This window comes from Rhodocaloribacter litoris (assembly GCF_011682235.2).
Lineage (GTDB): Bacteria > Bacteroidota > Rhodothermia > Rhodothermales > ISCAR-4553 > Rhodocaloribacter > Rhodocaloribacter litoris.
The window spans coordinates 3,264,335-3,283,120 of record NZ_CP076718.1 but is presented as its reverse complement, the minus strand read 5'-3'; the positions used below and the strand labels follow the sequence as shown (position 1 = coordinate 3,283,120).

The following is an 18,786-nucleotide window of genomic DNA, read 5'->3' as shown; positions in this document are numbered from 1 at the left end:
CCGGTTCTTGCGTAGGCGGTGGTTTTTCAACGGATCACGACCATCTGCCGCGAAACGGAACGGCCAGCCGACTCGACCCGGTAGAGATACAGGCCGGCGCCGAGTTCACGGGCCTCCAGAACCACCTCGTGCACGCCGGCCGGCTTGCTGCCTTCATGCACCGTCCGCACCTCCCGGCCCAGCAGGTCGTACACCCGCACCGTCACCTCCGAGGCCACGGGCAGGCCGTAGCGAATCACCGTCGAGGTGCTGAAGGGGTTGGGGTAATTCTGGTCCACGAAGAACACCCGGGGCAGCTCTCCTTCCACCTCGCTGGCGACCGGGATCAGCAGGCTGCCCCCCTCGAACGAAATCGAGGCCCCGCTCCCGAGTGTGAAGGGAATCGTGTTGTCGAAGACACCGGCTCGCAGCACCAGCACCCCGTTGATCGTCGTCTCCTGCGAGAGCGTCACCCCCGCCGCGTTGTCGATCACCAGGTCCTGCACGACCGCCGGCATCGCCGTGCTGGTCACCTGCGCCTCCGTGCCGTTGAACTCGAAACTGGCGTTATCCTCGAGCGTGACCACCCCGGCGACGTCCGTGAAGATCTCGGCGACGCCGCCCGGCAGGGCCGTGGCGAGCCCGGCGCCTTCCTTCAGGGTGAAGTCGCCGCTTCCGCCCAGCTTGCTCAGGCCCATGTCCAGGGTCGTGCCGCTGCTGACCTCGATGGGCAGGGCCGAGAACTCCACGTTCTCGAGTGTGAGTGTCTGGCGACCCTGCCGGGCAAAGACGAACTTCGCCCCGCCCGGGGTGATCGTGGAGCTCTGCGTCGTGGCGTTCGCCATGAAGAAATCGCCCTCGTAGAGGTACCAGGTCGTCGTGCCGAGGCCCTGCGAGCCGCGGCTGATGGAGAAGTTGCCGCCCGTCACCTCGATGTTGCCGTAGTGATGCACGATGAAGGTGGTCCCGGCATTGCTGGTCCCATGCACCGAGAAGGCCCCGTTCTCCACGTAGACGTTGCCCATGATCGTCACGGTGGAGGTGTCGTTGGGGGAGGCGGTGGTCAGGTACCACCGGGCCAGGCCGGTGTCGAGCACGCGAATGTCTCCCCCGATGGTGGCTTCGTCGAGGGCCATGTTGAGGTTGGAGAGCAGGCCCGGCGTGTTGAAGGTGACGTGGTAGTAGTTCTGGTTCCGGTCCGCCGGTGCCGTGGCAACGACCCCGGTCATGAGCAACGTGGAGCCTTCGGCCCAGATCACCCGGGGGATCTTGCCTTCGTCACGGGCGTGCTCGTAGACCCCGCCGTCGCCGATGGTCAGCAGGCTGTCCGTGTCCACGATGCCCTGGTTGACGAGATGCCCGGTGAGCGTGGTCTCGACGTCCACGTAGACCGAGTCCGCCTCCCGCACGGTGATCACCTCGCTCCCGGAGGGCGGCGTCGCAACGGCCACCCAGGCGGACCCGTTGAAGCGCTCCCAGATCTGCGCGTTGCTCCAGTTGCCGCTGTCCCGCGTGCGATAGTCCCCCTCCGACTGGGCCCGGACCGGCGCCGCGAGCAGGACCCCCATGAACATGCCGAGTAGTGCGGCCCCTACCGACCGCGTCGTAACCGTCTTTCTCATGTTGCACCTCCTGCGTTATCGTTTGTGGTGTGCGTATGGGTGAGGTCCGGCGACGGGCCGCACAGGCCGGCTATCGAGAGACCGGAAGCGTGAACGAGAGGTTCGTCGCCAGGACGTGCCGCACGTCGGTGTTCTTGCTGAGGGCACTGCCCCAGATGTCTTCGTACTTCATGCGGCCGCCTTCGTACGTGACGTCCCACCGGATGCCCCGGAAGGAGAGCCCGAAGCCGACGGAGAAAACCCGGTAGGTGACGGGCTCCCCGACGAGCGCGCTGCCTTCGGGTTCGAACACGTCGGCCTCGCTCCGCATCCCCCCGCGGAAGACCAGCCAGTCCGCCGGCTCATACGCGATACCGAAACGGAACAGGCGGGCCGAGAGCCAGGGCGTCGTCGCCTCGCCCGCCGCCGGGGTGTACGTCGCCCGGGCGTACGGGCGGAACACGTACTCGAAGCCGACGCGCAACTGCTCGCGCGGCCGGAGCGACACGCCCACCGTGCCCCGCCAGGGCAACCGGAAGCGATCCTCCCCGTCGACGGTCCAGGTGTGGAAGCTCCCGGCGGTGTCGGCCTCGACGGCCTGCGTGTACTCCCGTGTGAAGGCCGTGGGGGGATGCAGGGTAATCCCCAGGCTGGCATACCGGCCGGAGAGCTCCGCGCTGAAGCTCCACTCGGTGGCCGAGAAGCGGGACGTCCCCATGCGGGTGACCTGCCCCCCGCTCGAATCGGCCCGGAACTCGTTGGCCAGGAACGTGAGCCGCCCCCGTTCACGGCGCTGCTCGAAGTCGTCGCTCTCGCCGCGCAGGCGCAGCGCGCCGGCGCCGAGTGAGAGGTTGAGGCGTGGCAGGTGCGCGGCCAGCGCCCCGCCGTAGCCGTCGATCGTCCCCTGGCGGGATCGGATCGCCTGGTACCAGTCGACCGTCACCGGGTTGTCGTCCGTGGGGCGCAGGGTGGGCAGGGGCCGCTGTGCGAGCACGGCCGGGTCGAGGACGTTGTTGTTCTGGTAGTAGTGATCCAGGTTCGCATACTGGATCGTACCGAGCCCCGCGGCCAGCCGCAGACCGCCCAGCGAGAAGGGAACGGCCAGCAGCACATGCAGCGGGCGGCTGTCCGTCCGATCCCGGGACCAGTTCGGGGAGAGGTCGTCGTAAGGCCGCTGCACGGAGTCCGCCGGCGTGAAACCGACCAGCTCCGGATCCGGGTCGGGGATCGCATCCGTCCGGTTTTCGAGCAGCAGGCTCAGGTTGGGATAGTAGCGCACGGGAGCATAGTGCTGCTCCTGGCGCAGATCCCGGGTGCGGTGGTAACCGGCCACCGAAACCTGCAACCCCTGCACTCCGTGCAGCGCCGCCGGGTGGGCGAACATCAGGCCCAGATCGCCTCCGGCCCCGATCGTCACCCCGCCGAACGCGCGGGAGGCGGCGGACGGGTTGTGCTGCTGGTGCAATCCCTGCACCGTCAGCGGCCCTCCGTATCCCTGCGCCCGCACCGTCGCGGCCGGCCAGGCCAGGCACGCCAGACAGGCAACCGCCGTCAGAATCCAGTAATGCCGGTCTCGGTTCATGGAATCACGATCATCAAACTGAAACGTTGAACCCCGCTCAGGTAATCCCCCATCGAGCCGTAGCTGTAGTCGATCGCCACGCCGGCGGCCCCCAGCGCGTACCGCAGCCCGGCCCCGAGCGTCAGCCCGTCCGCGTCGTAGAAAAACTTGTATCCCGCCCGCAGGGAGAGCAGGTGCATGAACTCGTATTCCATCCCGAAATGCATCTGCTGCGCATAGTCGTTGGGATGAAAGAGGTCGAATGCGGCCCGGATCTGGCTGTCCTCCCGTCCCCCGGCCAGCAGCCCGTCCGGCCCGACCAGGTCGGCCGCGATCCCCACCCGAAACAGCAGCGGAACGGGATACGACTCGACCGCATAGCGCACGTCGGGGCCGAAGTTCTGCACGGCCGAAGCGATCTGCACCGACCGGAAGCCCGTCTCATACCGGATGCCGAAGTCGAACAGGACCGCCGAGGCCCGGGTATCCACTTCGTCGAACACGTTCTGCCGGATCTGAGCCCGCACGGCTCCCCCGTCGAAGAGCGACTCGTGGGCGTATTTCGCCCCGAAGCCGAGGGCGAAGCGGTCGGTGAGGTGGCGGGCATAGGTGAGGCCGACCACGTAGCTGAAAGGCCGGAACGTCCGCCCCGTCATGCCGGGCTGATCGGGGTTGCTGATGTGGGGCCGCTCGTTCGTCGTCTCCTCGAACACCCCGAAATCCACGTACTGCACCTGGAACCCGACGGCCCCCAGTGAGCCGAGGTGGTGTGCGTAGGAGAAGGCCCCCTGCCGGGCATCGAACAGCCAGTCCGTATAGGTCAGCGAAACCTCATGCCGCTGCGAGCGGGCCAGGCCGGCCGGGTTCCAGAAGACCGCCTCTGCCCCGGCGGCCCAGACGCTGTAGGCCTCGCCCAGGGCGGCCGCTCGGGCCGAAGGCAGGACCTTCAGAAACTGCATCGAGGTGCTGCCCACCTTCTGGGCCATCCCCGTTCCCGCACACGGCAAGAGGAGCGCGACGACTCCCAGAAGGGCTTTCATTTTCGTGCACATCGCCGTTCTGCCCATAGCTATCAGTGAATGACGACAAACTTGCCGGTCGCCCTTTCCCCCGTGGCGTGATCCTCCACGACGAAGTAGTAGATGCCCGAGGCGATGACCTGGTTGTTGAAGGAAAGCTGGTACCAGGGATTGCCGAAGGAGGCCCGGTCGTGCTCGATCGTCTGGATGAGCTGGCCGGTATAGGAGAAGATGCGGATCGTGCACCGGCTCGTGAGGCCCATGAACTGGATCCGGTCCGCGATGTCGCCGCCGCGGTCCGCGCCGGAGAGGCCGCTCGTGACGACCAGGGGGTTCGGCACCACGTAGACCTTGCCCAGGCGCTCGGCCGGCGGGGCCTGCGTCTCGTGCACGGTCAGGTTGGTCCAGCCGCTCTTGCCCCCCTCCACGTCCACCGAGCGCACGGCATAGGCCACCTCGTCCCCCAGGTTGCTCTCGGGGTCGAGCACGCGGTACTCGCCGTCCTGGAAGTACTGCGGGTCGCCCGGCGTCACCCGCGCGATGACGGTCCAGGGTCCCAGCGGATGCGGCGCCCGGAGCACCTCGTAATGATCCAGCGGAGCCCGCAGACGGGGCGTCGAGAACGATTCGACCTGGGGCCCCCACACGATCCGGTTGGCCGCCGCGCTCGTGTTCTCGATCCGGATGGCCGGGGCGGGGACGGGGATGGGCACGGTGTTGTACCGCCCCGTGGGCGGCGCGTCGAGCGGCTCATACTGCACCGTGTCGTGCTTGACGAGGAGCCGCCCCGTGTACATCTCGATGGCCCGGTCCGCCACATCCCGGATCGACACGACCGGGGGCGTCACGTACCACGGCAGCGGATGATCCCGCAGGTAGGTGCTCCCGATGGTTCCGTCGCTGCCCAGGTGCGGGTATTCGAGGACGTCGTACCAGCTGGGGACCGGGCTGAAGAGCGCCCCCGCATCGGCACCGGCACGCACGGTGCCCCCGAGGTCGGTATAGACGTGGTCGCCCGGCCCGCCGGGGCCGTAGCCCACCACTTCCGCCACCGCAAACCGGACCGTGCTACCCGGCTCCATGTAGTAGGGAAAGAACCCGTAGGCCCGGGCCACGGGCTGCCACCACGAAAGGTTGTTCGACGTGCTCGTGCGCCCCTTCCAGTAGGACCAGAGGTCGGGGTCGAACTGCTCGCTGAACCGCGTCGAGTCCTGGGGACTCTGCCAGATGCCCGTCTTGCGGCGCAGCCGGGGATCCATCCACGTGGCGATCTTGCCCTCGTAGAGGTTGCCATTCTCATAGCGCAGCAGGAAGGGCTGCTTGGCCTTGCCGTTGCGATCCCACATGCCCGCACTGTCGGCCGGGACGAGGAAAACCTGGCGGGTCTGATCCCGGGTGGCGAGGTGCTCGTAGTCGTAGTGGAGCACCATCAGCCCCACCGCCTGCGGCGAGTTCAGGCCGCCCCGCCCGCCCGGCACGGACCACGCATCGAAGAAGTCGGGATCGGGCAGCCCGTTGCGCTCGTGGTTGTAGGTCATCCAGCGCTTCAGATCGAACCGGGCGAAATGATCCCCGAGCCCCGCCGGCGGCTGCCCCCGAAACGAGGCCTCCGTCCAGTCCCCGTGGATCCGCTGGTAGCCGAACATCGACGGGGCGAACGTGTTGGCAAACGTGATGAAGACGTCTTCGAGCACCTGCCCGGACCGGTTCTCGAAGGCATACTCGTAGATGATGAAGCTGTCATAGCCCGGATAGCTCCAGGCCCGGCTCGTCCGCGTGACGCGGATGCCCAGCGGCGTGTCCCAGACGGCGATGATGATCTCCTCCGCTTCGTCCGGGTCGAAGGCGGGATTCAGCGAGCCGTCCTCGAGCACCGGGAAGTTCTCGATGCGGCGTATCTCGACGGGCGTGCTGTAGACCCCGACGACGGGCACCGGCTCGCCGTCCGTGTTCGAGACCGCCCCGCAGAACGCGTACTGGCGCGTCCCGTCCGGCCTCGTGGCCGCCAGCCAGACGCCGCTGCCGAACGAGTTGTGCTGCCCCGGGTAGTTGCGGCGGTCCAGGATCAGCCGGGAGTGGGGCGGCCACTCCATCGACGGGCGCCCCTCCGGCACCGTCCCGCCGGCGCTGTAGGGGCGGCCCAGCTCGCCGGTGTTGAAGACGGTCTGATGCAGCAGTCCCCGGGTATGCACCTGCCACGCGCGCTGCTGCGCACGGGCCGGGCCGGCCAGCACGACCAGCATCCCCAGCATCAAAACGAACCTTCTCATGCGTACTCTCACGGATTGCCCGAGCTAAAACGTCACCCGCACGCCCAGACTGTAGGAGCGGGGCTCGTTGCTGTAGATGAGGAAAGACTGATCCACCGCAAAGGGCCCCTGCCGCCCCTTGTCCCACCAGTAGCGCACCCCGTTGTCCGGGTCCTCGATGCCGTACGTCTCGTAGTACTGCAACGCCAGGTTCGGATTCGTCGCCGTCGGCCGGCGGAACAGGTAGTTGTAGTTCAGGATGGCGTTGTTGAAGAGGTTGAAGATCTCGAAGTAGAACGTGGCCGACGCCCCGAAAAAGCGGGGAAAATGCTTCGAGATGCTCACGTCGGTGTTGTACTCGGCCGGCGTCCGCTTCGTGTTGATCAGCCGGATGTCCGTCGGCGACGTGTACGGCCGGCCGCTCCGGGCCGTCGAATAGACCGAGAAGGACATGTTGGCGAAGGGACGGACGTTCCCGATCTTGGGCCCGGCCTGGTCCCCCGTCAGGTAGGTCAGCGACACGATGAGGTTGTGCGTGCGGTCGAAGTCCAGGATGATGTCGCGCGTCGGCACGTTCGTCAGGTCGCTCGTGACGACGCCCAGGGTGTCCCGGCTGAAGAGCGGCGAGGCCGCCGTGGCGTTCGGGCTCTTGCCGGTGGCATAGCTGTACTGGTAGTTCAGCGACCCCTGCAGGGCCCCCCGCCGCTTGTTCAGGGCGATGCGGAAGCCCCGGATGTCGGCATAATCCAGGTTGAAGAAGGAGGCCACCTGATAGCCGGCCCGCTCATCGGTGAACTGGGCCTGCTCGACCAGGTTTTTGACGTCCTTGTAGTACCCGCTCACGTCCAGCGTGAAGCCGGCCCCGAGGCCCTGCAACACCCCGATGTCGTAGCTGTTGGTCGTCTCGGGCTTCAGCGCCGGGTTGCCCAGGATGTCGGGGCGGCGGTCCACCTGCCCGATCCGCCGGGAGACGATGTACTGGAACGAGGGCCGCTGCATGAACGCCCCGTAGTTCAGGTGAAAGACGGTGCTCGCCGTGACGGGGAACGAGATGCCCACCCGGGGCTGCACGCGCACGTGCACGGGCGCCTTGCTGCGGGTGCCGGCCTCCGGATCGAACACGCCGGTCGAGTCGGGCGAGCCGAACGGCGTATACAGGTCCGTGTAGTACTCCATCCCGGAGTACCACAGGTCGAGGCGCAGGCCCACGTTGGCGATCAGCCCTTCGAACTCCATCTTGTCCTGCAGGTAGACGGCGGCTTCGAACGGCCGGGCCGTATAGTCCTCCGCAAGACGGCTCGTGCGCACGTTGAGCATGTTGGCGACGTCGATCGAATAGGCGTTGACCTGCACGCCCCCGTTGACCAGATGCGCCTCCGTGACCTGGCTCGTGATGGAGCCGTCGAACGAGATGGTCCGGCTCTTCTCGTTGGAAAACGTGTGGTTGCCGATCTGATAGTCGAGCCCGTCCGGCGAATTGTTGTTCGGGAAGGCGAGCGTCCCCACGAACCAGTTGATGTTCACCGTATCCGGGAGGGTGTGTGGCACGGGCGTCGAGCCCACCTCGTCGCTGGTCTGCAGCGTGCTGAGCTGCACTTCGTAGTAGGTGCTCGGACTCAGCGCGTGCGTCAGGCGCGCCCCCAGTTGCACGTTGGTGCGCTTGCGGTAGCGCAGGCCGACGACGCGGTCCCACAGCCATTGCTGGTAGCCTCCGACGCTGTTCCGGCTCGGGAAGACACTTTCCCGCTCGTGCAGCAGGCCCCCGCTCACCCGGAGCGCCGCGCCGTCCCACAGGTCCGTGACGAGGTTGCCCATCACCTGCTGCTCGGTGTCGGGCCGTTCCGTCGGCAGGAAGGGATACCGGTCGAGCGTGCGCAGGGCTACGAACATGCGCATCCGGTCGTTGATGGGGCCGCCCGTGGCCAGTTCGACCGAATGGTCGAGGTTCTGCCCGTACGTCCGGCCGGCATCCCGGCGCGTCTGTTCGTAGAGGGCGCGGGCCATGGCGAGCTGGGCCAGGGTGTCGCCGGCGAAGTAGCTCGTCAGACCGGAGGCCATGGCCCCGTAGAACGGCTGCGGATCGTCGGAGCCGGGATCCCCACGCAGCCAGATGTCCCCCTCGACCAGCAACAGGCGGAGGTAGGGCTGGTCGTCCGGATCGAAGACACTGGGGCCGAAGTGCTTGCGTCCGGGCGGCCGCACCCGGGCCTCGACCTGGGTGCGCCAGGCCGTCCGATCCCCCTCTTTCATCGAGATCCGCACCACTCCGGACTGCGCGTTCCCGTACTGCGCCCCGAACCCGCTCGTGATGACCTCGACCTCCTCGACGGCGCTCATGATGGGCATGAAGGCCGCCGAATTGTCCAGCGGGTTCATGATCCCCATGCCCTGCACCGAATAGAACTCCTCGCCCAGCCGCCCGCCGCGGAAGTGCCCGTCGACGACGTCGGAGCTCAGCCGGAGCACGTCGCCGATGTCGCGGATGCCGGGCAGGGCCTGCACCTCTTCGGGGCGCACCACATAGCTGGTGGACGTCTTGTCCCGCTCCACGTCCGGGCGCTCGGCGGTGACGACCACCTCCCCGGCCCCGATGGCCGCATCGGTGAGCACGAAGTCGACCGTGGTAGTCCGGTTTGCATGGACGATGACATCCGTCACGACGGCCGCCTCGTAACCGACCATGCTGGCCCGCAGGTCGTAGCGCCCGGGCGGCACGTTCAGGATGTAGTAGGTGCCGTCGACGTCCGTGGCGGCACCCCGGCTCGTCCCCTCCACGACCACGTTGACGCCGGGCAGCGGCTCCCCGGTGGACGCATCCGTCACCGTTCCGGCGATACGACCGACGTTCTGCGCCAGGACCGTCGCCACGGGAAGAAAGGCCAGAACCATCCCCAGACCAAGCTTCCGGACACCGATGCGCCAGCGCTTCGGGAATACAAGCGCTTCCGGCTGCCGTGCCGGCGCGTGCAGGCGTTGTTCGAATGCGCGTGCCATGCCGTTCATTCCATCTACGTCCCGGTGAACCGGATGCCGGGAAAGGCGCCCGCGCCCGGAAGACCCCACCCTGTTTCCCGTCTCTGCTCCGGGACTTAACCGGTAACTTCACCGGTTAAACTATCTTAACCTTCAAACAAAGTCAAGACAATCTCCCGGGCCTCTTCAAAAAAGTCTCTGCCCCGGAAGCGGGTCCGCTTCCCGTCAACGCAGATCCTTCATGTCGACGAACTGCATGTCGGCGAAGTCCTGGTTTTCGCCGCCCATGGCCCAGCAGAACGTGTAGGCGCCGGTGCCGGCTCCGGCGTGGATGGACCACCCGGGCGAGAGCGCCGCTTCCTCGTTGCGCACGACGAGGCTGCGCGTCTCCTGCGGCGCGCCCATGAAGTGGAAGACGACGTCGTCGGGGGCCAGGTCGAAATACAGGTACACCTCCGTCCGCCGGGCGTGCGTATGGGCCGGCATCGTGTTCCAGACGTTGCCGGGCTGCAACGCGGTGATGCCCATGACGAGCTGGGCACTCCGCACCCCACCCGGATGGATGTACTTGTACAGGTGACGCCGGTTGGCCTTTTCGTCCGTTCCCAGCTCCACCCGCTCCACGTCCTGCTGGCGGATGGGAGTCGTCGGGTAGGCCGCATGGGCCGGATAGCTGACCAGGTAGAACCGCGCCGGGTGGGACGGGTCATCGCTTTCGAAGCGCACCTCCCGGCTGCCGCGGCCCACGTACAACCCGTCGCGGGGCGCCATGGCATACCGTGTGCCGTCCACCGTGATGCGACCGCTGCCGCCGACGTTGAGGATGCCCACCTCGCGCCGCTCGGCGAAATAGGCCGCCGCCAGCGCGTCGACGGCCTCCAGCGGCAGCGCCTCTTCCACCGGCACCGCACCGCCGAGCACCAGCCGGTCCAGGTCGATGTAGCGCAGCGTCACGTGCCCGGGCCGAAACAGGCCGGACACGAGAAAATGGGCACGCAATTCCTCGGTGTTCATGCGGCGGAAGCGTTCGAGATCAGGCAGGTAATGCATCATGGTTCCGGTATTCGTTCGCAGTCATCTCAAGAGAAGGGACCACACCGCCCCTTGCCGTCACCGGGCCGTCCAGCCGCCATCGACGACGAGGATGTGGCCGTTCACGTAATCGCTGGCCGGGGCGGCCAGAAAGACGACGGCGCCGGCGAGGTCGTCCGGCTCTCCCCACCGCCCGGCGGGAATCCGGCTGCTGATCTCGCGGGAACGAACCGGGTCCTCCTGCAGCGCCTTCGTGTTGTCGGTGCGGAAGTAGCCGGGTGCGATGGCGTTGACCTGCACGTTGTGCCGGGCCCACTCGTTGGCCAGGGCCTTGGTGAGGCCGGCCACGGCGTGCTTGCTGGCGGTGTAGGCCGGCACGGTGATCCCTCCGGTGAAGGAAAGCAGCGAGGCCACGTTGATGATCTTGCCGCCACCCCGTGCCATCATCGCGCGACCGAAGGCCTGGCTCAGGAAGAACGTGGCGTCCAGGTTGGTGCGCAGCACCAGGTCCCAGTCTTCGGCGGGGAAGTCGACGGCCGGGTGCCGGCGGATCGTGCCGGCATTGTTGACCAGGATGTCGATGTCGCCGGCGGCCCGTTGCACCTCCTCGACCAGGGCGTGCAGGGCCGCGCGGTCGGAAAGGTCGGCCGCCACCTGCCAGGCGCGGCGGCCCAGGGCCCGGATGGCGGCGGCCGTCTCGTCGGTTCCGCGGCGGGTGGTGCCGGCACAGACGACGTCCGCCCCGGCACGGGCCAGCGCGAGCGCCATCGCCCGCCCCAGCCCCCGGCTGGCCCCCGTGACCAGCGCCTTCCTGCCGTCGAGCGAAAACAGCTTCATCGGTCGTTGCTCCGGTCTGGTTTGAACGATCGCTCTATCGTGCTTTGACGAGCCGGACCACCTGTACCGACCCGCCGGCCTCCAGCCGGGCAAAGTAGAGGCCGGGCGGCAGGTGCGCGCCGGCCGCCCACGTGACCGTATGCCGCCCGGGCGCCACGGCGCCATCGACGAGCGTGGTGACGGTACGCCCGAGCACGTCGAAGATGCGCAGGCGGTACTCCTCCGCCGGGGCGGCTTCGAACGTGAGGTGGACCCGGTCGACGAACGGGTTCGGATAGGGAGCCCCGAGCCACAGGCGCTCCGGCACCTCGTTGCTCACCTGCACCGGCGTGCCCGTCGCATACGGCGACTCGAAGGCGCCCAGGTCCGGCGCCGCCCCTTCGTAGGGACGCCCCACGTCCACGCCGGCGTCGATGTAGGGGCTGCCGGCGGCCAGGCGGAGGAAGGGCAATACGGGCAGGCTGCCGTCCGGACCGCGCGGCCCGTCGGCGCCGGTGTCGTCGAGGCTCAGGAAGAAGGACGGCTGCGGGGCCGGCAGGCCGGCATTCCACGCGTTACCGGCATCATCGACCACCGTGGCATCCATCCGCACCCGGCCGTAGGCGAGGTTGTTGCGCAGCACGTGCCCGCCGTCGGCCACGTTCGGATCGTCGTCGAAATAGAAGTCGTAGCCGCCGTTGAGGTAGGCCGTGTTGTTGTAGAGCGTCACCCCGCTGAGGTTGCCGTTGACGTCGAAGCCGTGGGCCCGGTGCCCCCAGGCCACGTTGCCGGTGAGGACGTGCGGGCCCGGCCCGTGCCCGAGCTTGAAGCCGTTCGAATCCCCCTGAAAGCCCGGGTCGTCCCACACGTTGATGCCGTTCTTGAAGGCCCAGCTGTCCTCCACCGTGACGCCCTGCTGCCCGGGATCGTCCCGCGACCAGAAGTCGTACCCGTCGTCCGAGTTGCCCCAGGCCCGGCACCCCCGCAGCACGTTGCCCGGCCCCACGCCAAACTTGATGGCGAAGCCGTCGGCGTTCTCGCCGTGGTTGCCGGGGTCGTAGTTGCCGTAGGAGTCCACGTTGAGCAGCAGGTTGTACGAGGCGCCGTCTTCGAGCTGCACGCCCGAGTCGCCGTTGTAGCGCGCCACCACCTGTTCGAGGATATTGTACGAGGCCCCCTTCAGGTAAAAACCGTTATCCTCGGCGTGCTCGGCCACGAGCCCTTTCAGGTGCAGGTAGAACCCGCGCAGGTCGAACCCGCGCGAGGCGCCGGTGAAGTCGAAGACCGGCGTCTCGCCGGGATAGGCCCAGATGTGGAGATACTGCCCTTCGAGGCCGGTACGGTCGATGCGGATGGGAACCGGCGAGACGTAGGTGCCGCCGCGCACGTAGATCGTGTCGCCCGGTGACACATGGGCCAGGGCGGTCGGGATGCCATCGAACGGATCGGCCAGGGTGCCCGCCGCCGTGGCACGTCCGCCCGGCGCCACATAGTACGTTTGCTGGGCCGCGGCCGTCGCCGGCACCAGCATCACCAGCAGAAAAAGAAACCAGCCTCGCATAGATGGTCAGGTTGTGGGCGCGAGCCGTTCGACCCGCTCTCCGTTGATGAACACCTCGTCGAGCACCAGACCTTCGACGTGCTCGACGACGCTGTCGCGCGCGACGCCGTCGAAGCGGCAGTCCGCCAGGTACACGTCGCGGATGGGGGCGTCCGGATAGCCGATGAGGTAGAGCGCGTACGTGCTCTGACCGCTCGTGAGCCGCCGCACGTCGATGTTGCGCACGACGGGATCGTGGGGGCCGGCATCTCCTTCCTCGTACAGGAAGTTGATCCGGATGACGGCGTCGGCCACCTGCCCGGCCGTGATGTCGCGCAGGTAGACGTCCTCGACGAAGCCGCCCCGCACCGAGTTGGTCTTGATCCGCAGGACGCGGTCCAGGTTGGGGCTGTCCAGATGGCAGGCCTCGGCGAAGATGCGGCGGGCGCCGCCGGACATCTCGCTCCCGATGACGATGCCGCCGTGCCCGTCGCGCATCGTGCACCGCCGGATGACGACGTTCTCGATGGGCCGGCCCACGCGCCGCCCGTCGGCGTTGCGCCCCGACTTCAGGGCGATGCAGTCGTCGCCCGTGTCGAAGAAGCAGTCCTCGATGAGCACGTCGGTGCAGCTCTCGGGATTACAGCCGTCGTTGTTCGGCCCGTGGGAACGGGCGGTGACCCCGCGCACGGTGACGTTGGTGCACAGCGTCGGGTGCACGAGCCACATCGGCGAGCGCACGATCGTCACCCCTTCGATGAGCACGTTCCGGCAGTCGTAGAACTCGATGAAACTGGGCCGGAGGTAGTCGCCCGTGCCGAAGACGCGCTCGGCGACGGGCACGCCGTCCTCGGCCATGCGGAAGAGGCGATCGCGGGCCGGCCCCTGCTCCGGGCTGCCCTCCGTCCATCCATACCGGGCCTGCCCTTTCCACGGCCACCAGTGCTGCTCGTCGGCCTGCCCGTCGAGCGTGCCCGCCCCGGTGACGGCCACGTTTTCCTGCCCCCGCGCATAGATGAGCGGCGAATAGTTCATCAACTCGACCCCCTCCCACCGGGTGTAGACGGGCGGCAGGTAGTCCTCCGGGTTGGTGGAGAAGCGCAGCGTCGCGCCTTCGGCGAGGTGCAGGTTGACGTTCGAGCGCAGGTGGATCGGGCCGGTGAGGAAGTCGCCGGGCGGCACCACGACGCGCCCGCCGCCGGCGTCATGGCAGGCGGCCACGGCCCGGCGGAACGCGTCGGTGGCCGGTTCCGTCCCGCCCGGCACGGCGCCGAAGTCGGTGACGAGCACATCACGGTCGGGGAACCGGGGCGGCCGGATGCGCTCAAGGATGCCGGGCACCTCCGCCCACGCGGCCGCATCGCGGAGGCCTGCGCCCCCCCGGCAACCGCTGCCGGCCAGGGGCAGCACGATCAGGCCTCCGGCCCCGGCTGCCAGGCACCGGAGGAATTCACGACGGGAAGCGAGTGACGACATGGGGGTGGATGGCTGGTGAAACGGAGCCGGGCCGGTTCAGCGCTCGACGCGCCCCGAACCGCCGCCGGCGGCGAGCTTCTCGACCTCGTCGCGGCTGACCAGGTTGAAGTCGCCCGGAATGGTCTGTTTGAGGCACGAGGCGGCCACGGCGAACTCGAGGGCCTGGCGGGTGTCGTCCTTCTGCAACAGCCCCGCGATCAGCCCGCCGGCGAAGGCATCCCCCCCGCCGACGCGGTCGACCAGCTGGATCTCGTACCGACGCGAGCGGTACGGCTCCCGGCAATCCCGGTCGTCGTGCAGCAGCGCGCTCCAGCCGTTGACCGAGGCCGAGAAGCTCTCGCGCAGCGTGATGGCGACGGCCTCGAACCCGTACGTCGTCTTGAGCCGGCGCGCCAGCTCCACGTAGGCTTCCTCCTCCAGGTGCGCCGCCTCCACGTCGGTCCCGCCCGCCTTCATGCCCAGGCTCTTCTCGGCATCCTCCTCGTTGGCGATGCATACGTCCACGTACTCCATCAGCGGGCGCATCGTGGCCTGTGCTTCCTCGACCGTCCAGAGCTTCTTGCGGTAGTTGAGATCGCACGAAACCGTCACGCCGGCCGCCTTGGCCGCGCGGGCCGCGGCCGTCACCGTCCGCCGGGGGATCTCGCCGAGGGCCGGGGTGATGCCGGTGAAGTGGAACCACCGCGCCCCGTCGAAGAGCGCCTCGAAGTCCAACTCCTCCGGCGTGAGCGTGGTGACGGCGGCGCCGGCCCGGTCGTAGACGACCTTCGAGGCCCGCTGGCTGGCGCCCGTCTCCAGGAAATAGATGCCGACCCGCTCGCCGCCGCGGACGATGAAGCGGTCCGACACCCCGAAACGCCGCAGGTGGTTGACGGCCGCCTGCCCGATCTCGTGGCGGGGCAGCTTCGTGACGAAGTAGCTCTCGAAGCCGTAGTTCGCCAGCGACACGGCCACGTTGGCCTCGCCGCCTCCGAAGGTGACGTCGAACGACGACGCCTGCACGAACCGCTGGAAGCCCGGCGTCGAGAGCCGGAGCATGATCTCGCCGAGGGTGATGACTTTCATGATCGCTGTTCCTGTTTTGCGTTGGATGAAACCCGCCGCCGGCCTGGAGCCGCTCAGGAGGCCACGGCGGCCCGCCCGGCCTCGACGCTCCGGCGCAGCGTCCGGGCGTTCTCGGTGAGGACGGCATAGTCGCCCGCGGCGATGGCGGCCTTGTCCAGCAGGGCGCTGCCGACGCCGACGGCCACGGCGCCGGCGCGGATCCAGTCGCCCGCGTTCTCGAGCGTGACGCCGCCGGTGGGCATCAGCTTCAGGTGCGGCATCGGGGCCAGCACCGCCTTGAAGAAGGGCATCCCCACCACGTCGGCCGGGAACACCTTGATGAGGTCGGCGCCGGCCTCGGTGGCGGCCAGGATCTCGGTGGGCGTGAAGCAGCCCGGCATGGCGGGCACGTCGTGCCGGTGCGCCTCGGCCACGATCTCGGGCTTGAAGACGGGGCTGACGACGTAGCGGGCGCCGGCGTCGATGGCCTGGCGGGCCACCTCGGCCGAGAGCACCGACCCCACGCCCAGTTGCACGTCGTCGCCTAGTGCTGCGTCAAGGATCATCTGCCGGGTAGGATAGTAGCTTCAACAGTCGCTCACTCCTGAAGCCACTTCCTGCCATGGCCAAAAAATACTGCGTCACGCTCAATGACAGTGAACGCCAGCACCTCGATGACCTCATTGAGCGGCGTTCAAAAGGTGTCCCGCCGGTCAAACGAGCCTTCATGCTGCTCAAAGCAGACCAGAGCCAGGGCGCACCGGCCTGGACCGATGAACGCATCGCCGAAAGCTACAACGTCAGTGTCCGAACCGTCGAGCGCTTACGTCGGCGCTTCGTCGAAGAAGGCTTCGAGGTGGCTCTCTACGGCAAAAAACGCGAACCGGTTAAAGAGAAGATCTTCGACGGGCAGGTCGAGGCTCATCTGGTGGCCCTGCGCTGTTCAGAGCCGCCGGAAGGCTTTGCCCGGTGGTCGCTCCGCCTTCTGGCTGACCGTATGATCGAACTCGGTTACGTCGAATCGATCTCGCATGAGAGCGTGCGGCAGTTGCTTAAAAAAACGAACTCAAGCCCTGGCGCGTTAAGTCGTGGGTAATTCCTCAGGCCGATGCCGCCTTCGTCTGCCAGATGGAGCAAGTGCTCGATGTCTACGCCCGGCCCTACGACCCGCTCCGACCGGTTGTGTGCCTCGACGAAGCGCGCAAGCAACTCATCAGCGAGGTGCGACAGCCCTTCACGCGTGCCGACGGGGTGCGGCACGTGGATTACGAGTACAAACGCGAAGGGACCCGCACGCTCTATATGCTCTGCGAGCCCCTGGGCGGCTTCCGGAAGGTGCTCGTCAAGGAGCGTCAGGACCGTTTGACCTGGGCTCGTGTGGTGGCCCACCTCGTCGAAGACCTCTATCCAGACGCCGAGACGATCACGCTGGTTCAGGACAACCTCTCCGCGCACACCGCCTCGGCGCTCTACGAGGTCTTCGACGCCGAGCGCGCCCGGCGCATCGTGCGCAAGTTGGAGATAGTCTCGACGCCGGTGCATGGTTCGTGGTTGAACATGGCCGAGATCGAGCTTTCGGTGCTGGTTCGTCAGGGTCTCTGTCGCCGCATCGGCAATGCATCGCAGTTAGAGGGCGAGATCGCCGCCTGGTACGAGGCGCGCAACGCAAAGCAGCGGGGTGTAGACTGGCAGTTCACGACGGCGGATGCGCGGGTGAAGTTGAAGCGGCTATACCCGTCAATTATAACTTGACACAGCACTAGGTGGCGGGCCACCGCCTCGATGACGGCCAGCGCCCCGGGCACCGTCATCGTCACCTCGACCGCCGTGATGCCGCCTTCCCGGATCGCTTCGACCACTCGCAGGAGCTTCTGCGCGTCCCGCATCCGGATCACGGCTACGGCCCCGCTGTCGATGATGCGCTGAAGAATCGTCGCTCGCATGGTTGCACACAGGTTGCGTGAAAGAGTGCCTGCACGGGCCCTTCACGACCGGCTGCCCACCTCATCGAGATGCGCGGCCAGTGCCGCCGGGACACCCTCCCGGAGAGCCCGCCGCAAATGTACGGCGACGTGCCGTTCGAAACCCGGCACGGCGCGGAGTTGCAGGCCCCACCGGCCGGCGTCGGCGAGCACGTCGGCGGCCCGTTGCACCAGCGCCTCCGCGTCGTCCGGCGCCACCCCCTGCCAGCGGGCCTGCCAGTACGGCGCAGCCTCGTCCTCGGGCCAGGGACCGTCCGGGCGAAAGCACGGGTGCTGAAACAGCAGGAAGCAGGCAAACCCGAAGGCCAGCGACGGCGGCGCCTCGCCAAACCGGGCCGCATACGCCTCGATCGAGGGCACCACACGCACCCGCATCTTCATGGTCTGCTGAAACGTGATGTCGCGCAGGGCATGCCGGATGAACGGGTTGGCGAAGCGCTCCAGGACCGCCTCGGCAAAGGGGGTGACCAGATCCTCCGGCAGGTCCAGCCCCGGCGCGATCTCGTCCCGGACGAGGCGCTGGATGAAGCGCCCCACCAGCGGGTGTCCCACGGCCTCGCAGACCGTCTCCAGGCCGCAGAGCAGCGCGGCCGGCACCGAGATCGTGTGCGCGCCGTTGAGGATGCGCACCTTGAGCAGCCGGTACGGCGTGATGTCGCCGGCGACCACGATCCCCGCGTCGGTGCCGGCGAGCGGCAGGCGCTCCCGCACCTCGTCGTCGCCTTCGATGGCCCAGAGGCGATACGGCTCGGCCACGGTCAGCAGTTCGTCCCGGTACCCCAGCCGCTCATAGAAGGCCGCGGCCTCCTCCTCCGGCGGCGTCCCCGGCACGATCCGGTCGACCAGGGTGTTGCAAAAGCGGCAGGAGGCGTCGAGCCACGCCAGGAAGGCGGGCGGGAGCTTCCAGCGGGCGGCCAGCGCCTGCACGATCTCCCGGAGCCGATCCCCGTTGTCGTCGACGAGTTCACAGGGCAGGATGAGGAGCCCGCGCGCCGGGTCGAAGTCGAAGGCCCGGGCTCGCTCGTAGAGCACGGCGGTGAGCTTGCCCGGAAACGAACGCGGCGGGTTCCGGTCGATGCGATCGTCCTCGTCCAGCGTGATGCCCACCTCGGTCGTGTTCGAGACGACCAGGGCAAGGTCGGGGTGGCGGGCCACTTCGAGCACCTCGGCCCACCGGTCGCGGGCCGAGAGCACCCGGCCGACGGCCGTGATGAGGTGCGCCCGGTCGACGACCTCCCCGTGCTCGCGCCCGCGCACCAGCAGCGTGTAGAGGCCGTCCTGAGCGGCCAGGCGCTGCACGCGCCCGCTGCCGGTCGAGCCCACCATGACGATCCGGCCGTTGAGCCGGCCGGCCTCGTTGGCCCGGTCGACGAAGTAGCCGGCGAAGCCCCGCAGGAAGGCGCCGGTGCCGAACTGGAGCACCCGCTCCGGCAGCGCCGCCAGCGGCTCCTGCCCGCGTTGCCGGGCCGTATGCCGGTTGAGGTCGGGTAAGGCCATGCTTAACCGGTTAAGTT

Annotated in this window: 13 protein-coding genes; 1 reads left to right on the top strand and 12 read right to left on the bottom strand. The window is 67.9% G+C overall.

Translation table 11 applies throughout. The annotated features are described in order from the left end of the window. Nucleotides 1-26: 26 nt before the first annotated feature. From GQ464_RS13655 to GQ464_RS13605, 11 genes are all read right to left on the bottom strand, one after another. Nucleotides 27-1,601, bottom strand: coding sequence for a T9SS type A sorting domain-containing protein (locus GQ464_RS13655; protein WP_166974532.1), 1,575 nt, complete (start codon nucleotides 1,599-1,601; stop codon nucleotides 27-29). Between the two features lie 70 nt (nucleotides 1,602-1,671). Further along, nucleotides 1,672-3,162 (bottom strand): hypothetical protein, encoded by a 1,491-nt coding sequence (locus GQ464_RS13650; protein ID WP_228350301.1) that lies wholly within the window; start codon nucleotides 3,160-3,162, stop codon nucleotides 1,672-1,674. Further along, nucleotides 3,159-4,181 carry a PorV/PorQ family protein gene (locus tag GQ464_RS13645; protein ID WP_228350300.1) on the bottom strand — a complete coding sequence of 341 codons (1,023 nt, stop codon included), beginning with the start codon at nucleotides 4,179-4,181 and terminating at the stop codon, nucleotides 3,159-3,161. The genes GQ464_RS13650 and GQ464_RS13645 overlap by 4 nt, the downstream gene beginning before the upstream one ends. A gap of 32 nt (nucleotides 4,182-4,213) precedes the next feature. Next, nucleotides 4,214-6,430 carry a T9SS C-terminal target domain-containing protein gene (locus GQ464_RS13640; RefSeq protein ID WP_166974538.1) on the bottom strand — a complete coding sequence of 739 codons (2,217 nt, stop codon included), beginning with the start codon at nucleotides 6,428-6,430 and terminating at the stop codon, nucleotides 4,214-4,216. Nucleotides 6,431-6,454: 24 nt separating this feature from the next. Next, nucleotides 6,455-9,403, bottom strand: a complete 2,949-nt coding sequence (locus tag GQ464_RS13635; protein WP_228350299.1) for a TonB-dependent receptor — start codon at nucleotides 9,401-9,403, stop codon at nucleotides 6,455-6,457. Between the two features lie 204 nt (nucleotides 9,404-9,607). Next, a complete protein-coding gene (kduI, locus tag GQ464_RS13630; RefSeq protein WP_166974541.1) occupies nucleotides 9,608-10,435 on the bottom strand; it encodes a 5-dehydro-4-deoxy-D-glucuronate isomerase in 828 nt (275 codons plus the stop codon). A 57-nt stretch (nucleotides 10,436-10,492) separates the two neighbouring features. Further along, a complete protein-coding gene (gene kduD, locus GQ464_RS13625; protein WP_166974544.1) occupies nucleotides 10,493-11,251 on the bottom strand; it encodes a 2-dehydro-3-deoxy-D-gluconate 5-dehydrogenase KduD in 759 nt (252 codons plus the stop codon). 34 nt (nucleotides 11,252-11,285) lie between these two features. Beyond that, nucleotides 11,286-12,791, bottom strand: coding sequence for a right-handed parallel beta-helix repeat-containing protein (locus tag GQ464_RS13620; RefSeq protein ID WP_166974547.1), 1,506 nt, complete (start codon nucleotides 12,789-12,791; stop codon nucleotides 11,286-11,288). Nucleotides 12,792-12,797: 6 nt separating this feature from the next. Beyond that, nucleotides 12,798-14,246 (bottom strand): glycoside hydrolase family 28 protein, encoded by a 1,449-nt coding sequence (locus tag GQ464_RS13615; RefSeq protein WP_166974550.1) that lies wholly within the window; start codon nucleotides 14,244-14,246, stop codon nucleotides 12,798-12,800. A gap of 36 nt (nucleotides 14,247-14,282) precedes the next feature. Next, a complete protein-coding gene (locus GQ464_RS13610; protein ID WP_166974553.1) occupies nucleotides 14,283-15,311 on the bottom strand; it encodes a sugar kinase in 1,029 nt (342 codons plus the stop codon). A gap of 53 nt (nucleotides 15,312-15,364) precedes the next feature. After that, nucleotides 15,365-15,856, bottom strand: coding sequence for a bifunctional 4-hydroxy-2-oxoglutarate aldolase/2-dehydro-3-deoxy-phosphogluconate aldolase (locus tag GQ464_RS13605; RefSeq protein ID WP_166974556.1), 492 nt, complete (start codon nucleotides 15,854-15,856; stop codon nucleotides 15,365-15,367). Nucleotides 15,857-15,912: 56 nt separating this feature from the next. Between GQ464_RS13605 and GQ464_RS13600 the strand changes: the two genes are divergently transcribed. Beyond that, nucleotides 15,913-17,042 (top strand): IS630 family transposase gene (locus GQ464_RS13600; protein WP_228350172.1). Its coding sequence is split into 2 segments (ribosomal slippage): nucleotides 15,913-16,345 and nucleotides 16,345-17,042, totalling 1,131 coding nucleotides; the frame shifts between segments, so codons are not numbered across the junction. A 233-nt stretch (nucleotides 17,043-17,275) separates the two neighbouring features. Here the strand turns inward: GQ464_RS13600 and GQ464_RS13595 are convergent. Continuing rightward, nucleotides 17,276-18,769, bottom strand: a complete 1,494-nt coding sequence (locus GQ464_RS13595; protein WP_166978017.1) for a tagaturonate reductase — start codon at nucleotides 18,767-18,769, stop codon at nucleotides 17,276-17,278. Nucleotides 18,770-18,786: the final 17 nt, after the last annotated feature.

Coding starts and splice junctions, on each gene's coding strand:
- GQ464_RS13655 (WP_166974532.1), bottom strand. CDS start 1,601: ATGAGAAAGACGGTTACGACGCGGTCGGTAGGGGCCGCACTACTCGGC.
- GQ464_RS13650 (WP_228350301.1), bottom strand. CDS start 3,162: ATGAACCGAGACCGGCATTACTGGATTCTGACGGCGGTTGCCTGTCTG.
- GQ464_RS13645 (WP_228350300.1), bottom strand. CDS start 4,181: ATGAAAGCCCTTCTGGGAGTCGTCGCGCTCCTCTTGCCGTGTGCGGGA.
- GQ464_RS13640 (WP_166974538.1), bottom strand. CDS start 6,430: ATGAGAAGGTTCGTTTTGATGCTGGGGATGCTGGTCGTGCTGGCCGGC.
- GQ464_RS13635 (WP_228350299.1), bottom strand. CDS start 9,403: ATGGCACGCGCATTCGAACAACGCCTGCACGCGCCGGCACGGCAGCCG.
- kduI (WP_166974541.1), bottom strand. CDS start 10,435: ATGATGCATTACCTGCCTGATCTCGAACGCTTCCGCCGCATGAACACC.
- kduD (WP_166974544.1), bottom strand. CDS start 11,251: ATGAAGCTGTTTTCGCTCGACGGCAGGAAGGCGCTGGTCACGGGGGCC.
- GQ464_RS13620 (WP_166974547.1), bottom strand. CDS start 12,791: ATGCGAGGCTGGTTTCTTTTTCTGCTGGTGATGCTGGTGCCGGCGACG.
- GQ464_RS13615 (WP_166974550.1), bottom strand. CDS start 14,246: ATGTCGTCACTCGCTTCCCGTCGTGAATTCCTCCGGTGCCTGGCAGCC.
- GQ464_RS13610 (WP_166974553.1), bottom strand. CDS start 15,311: ATGAAAGTCATCACCCTCGGCGAGATCATGCTCCGGCTCTCGACGCCG.
- GQ464_RS13605 (WP_166974556.1), bottom strand. CDS start 15,856: ATGATCCTTGACGCAGCACTAGGCGACGACGTGCAACTGGGCGTGGGG.
- GQ464_RS13595 (WP_166978017.1), bottom strand. CDS start 18,769: ATGGCCTTACCCGACCTCAACCGGCATACGGCCCGGCAACGCGGGCAG.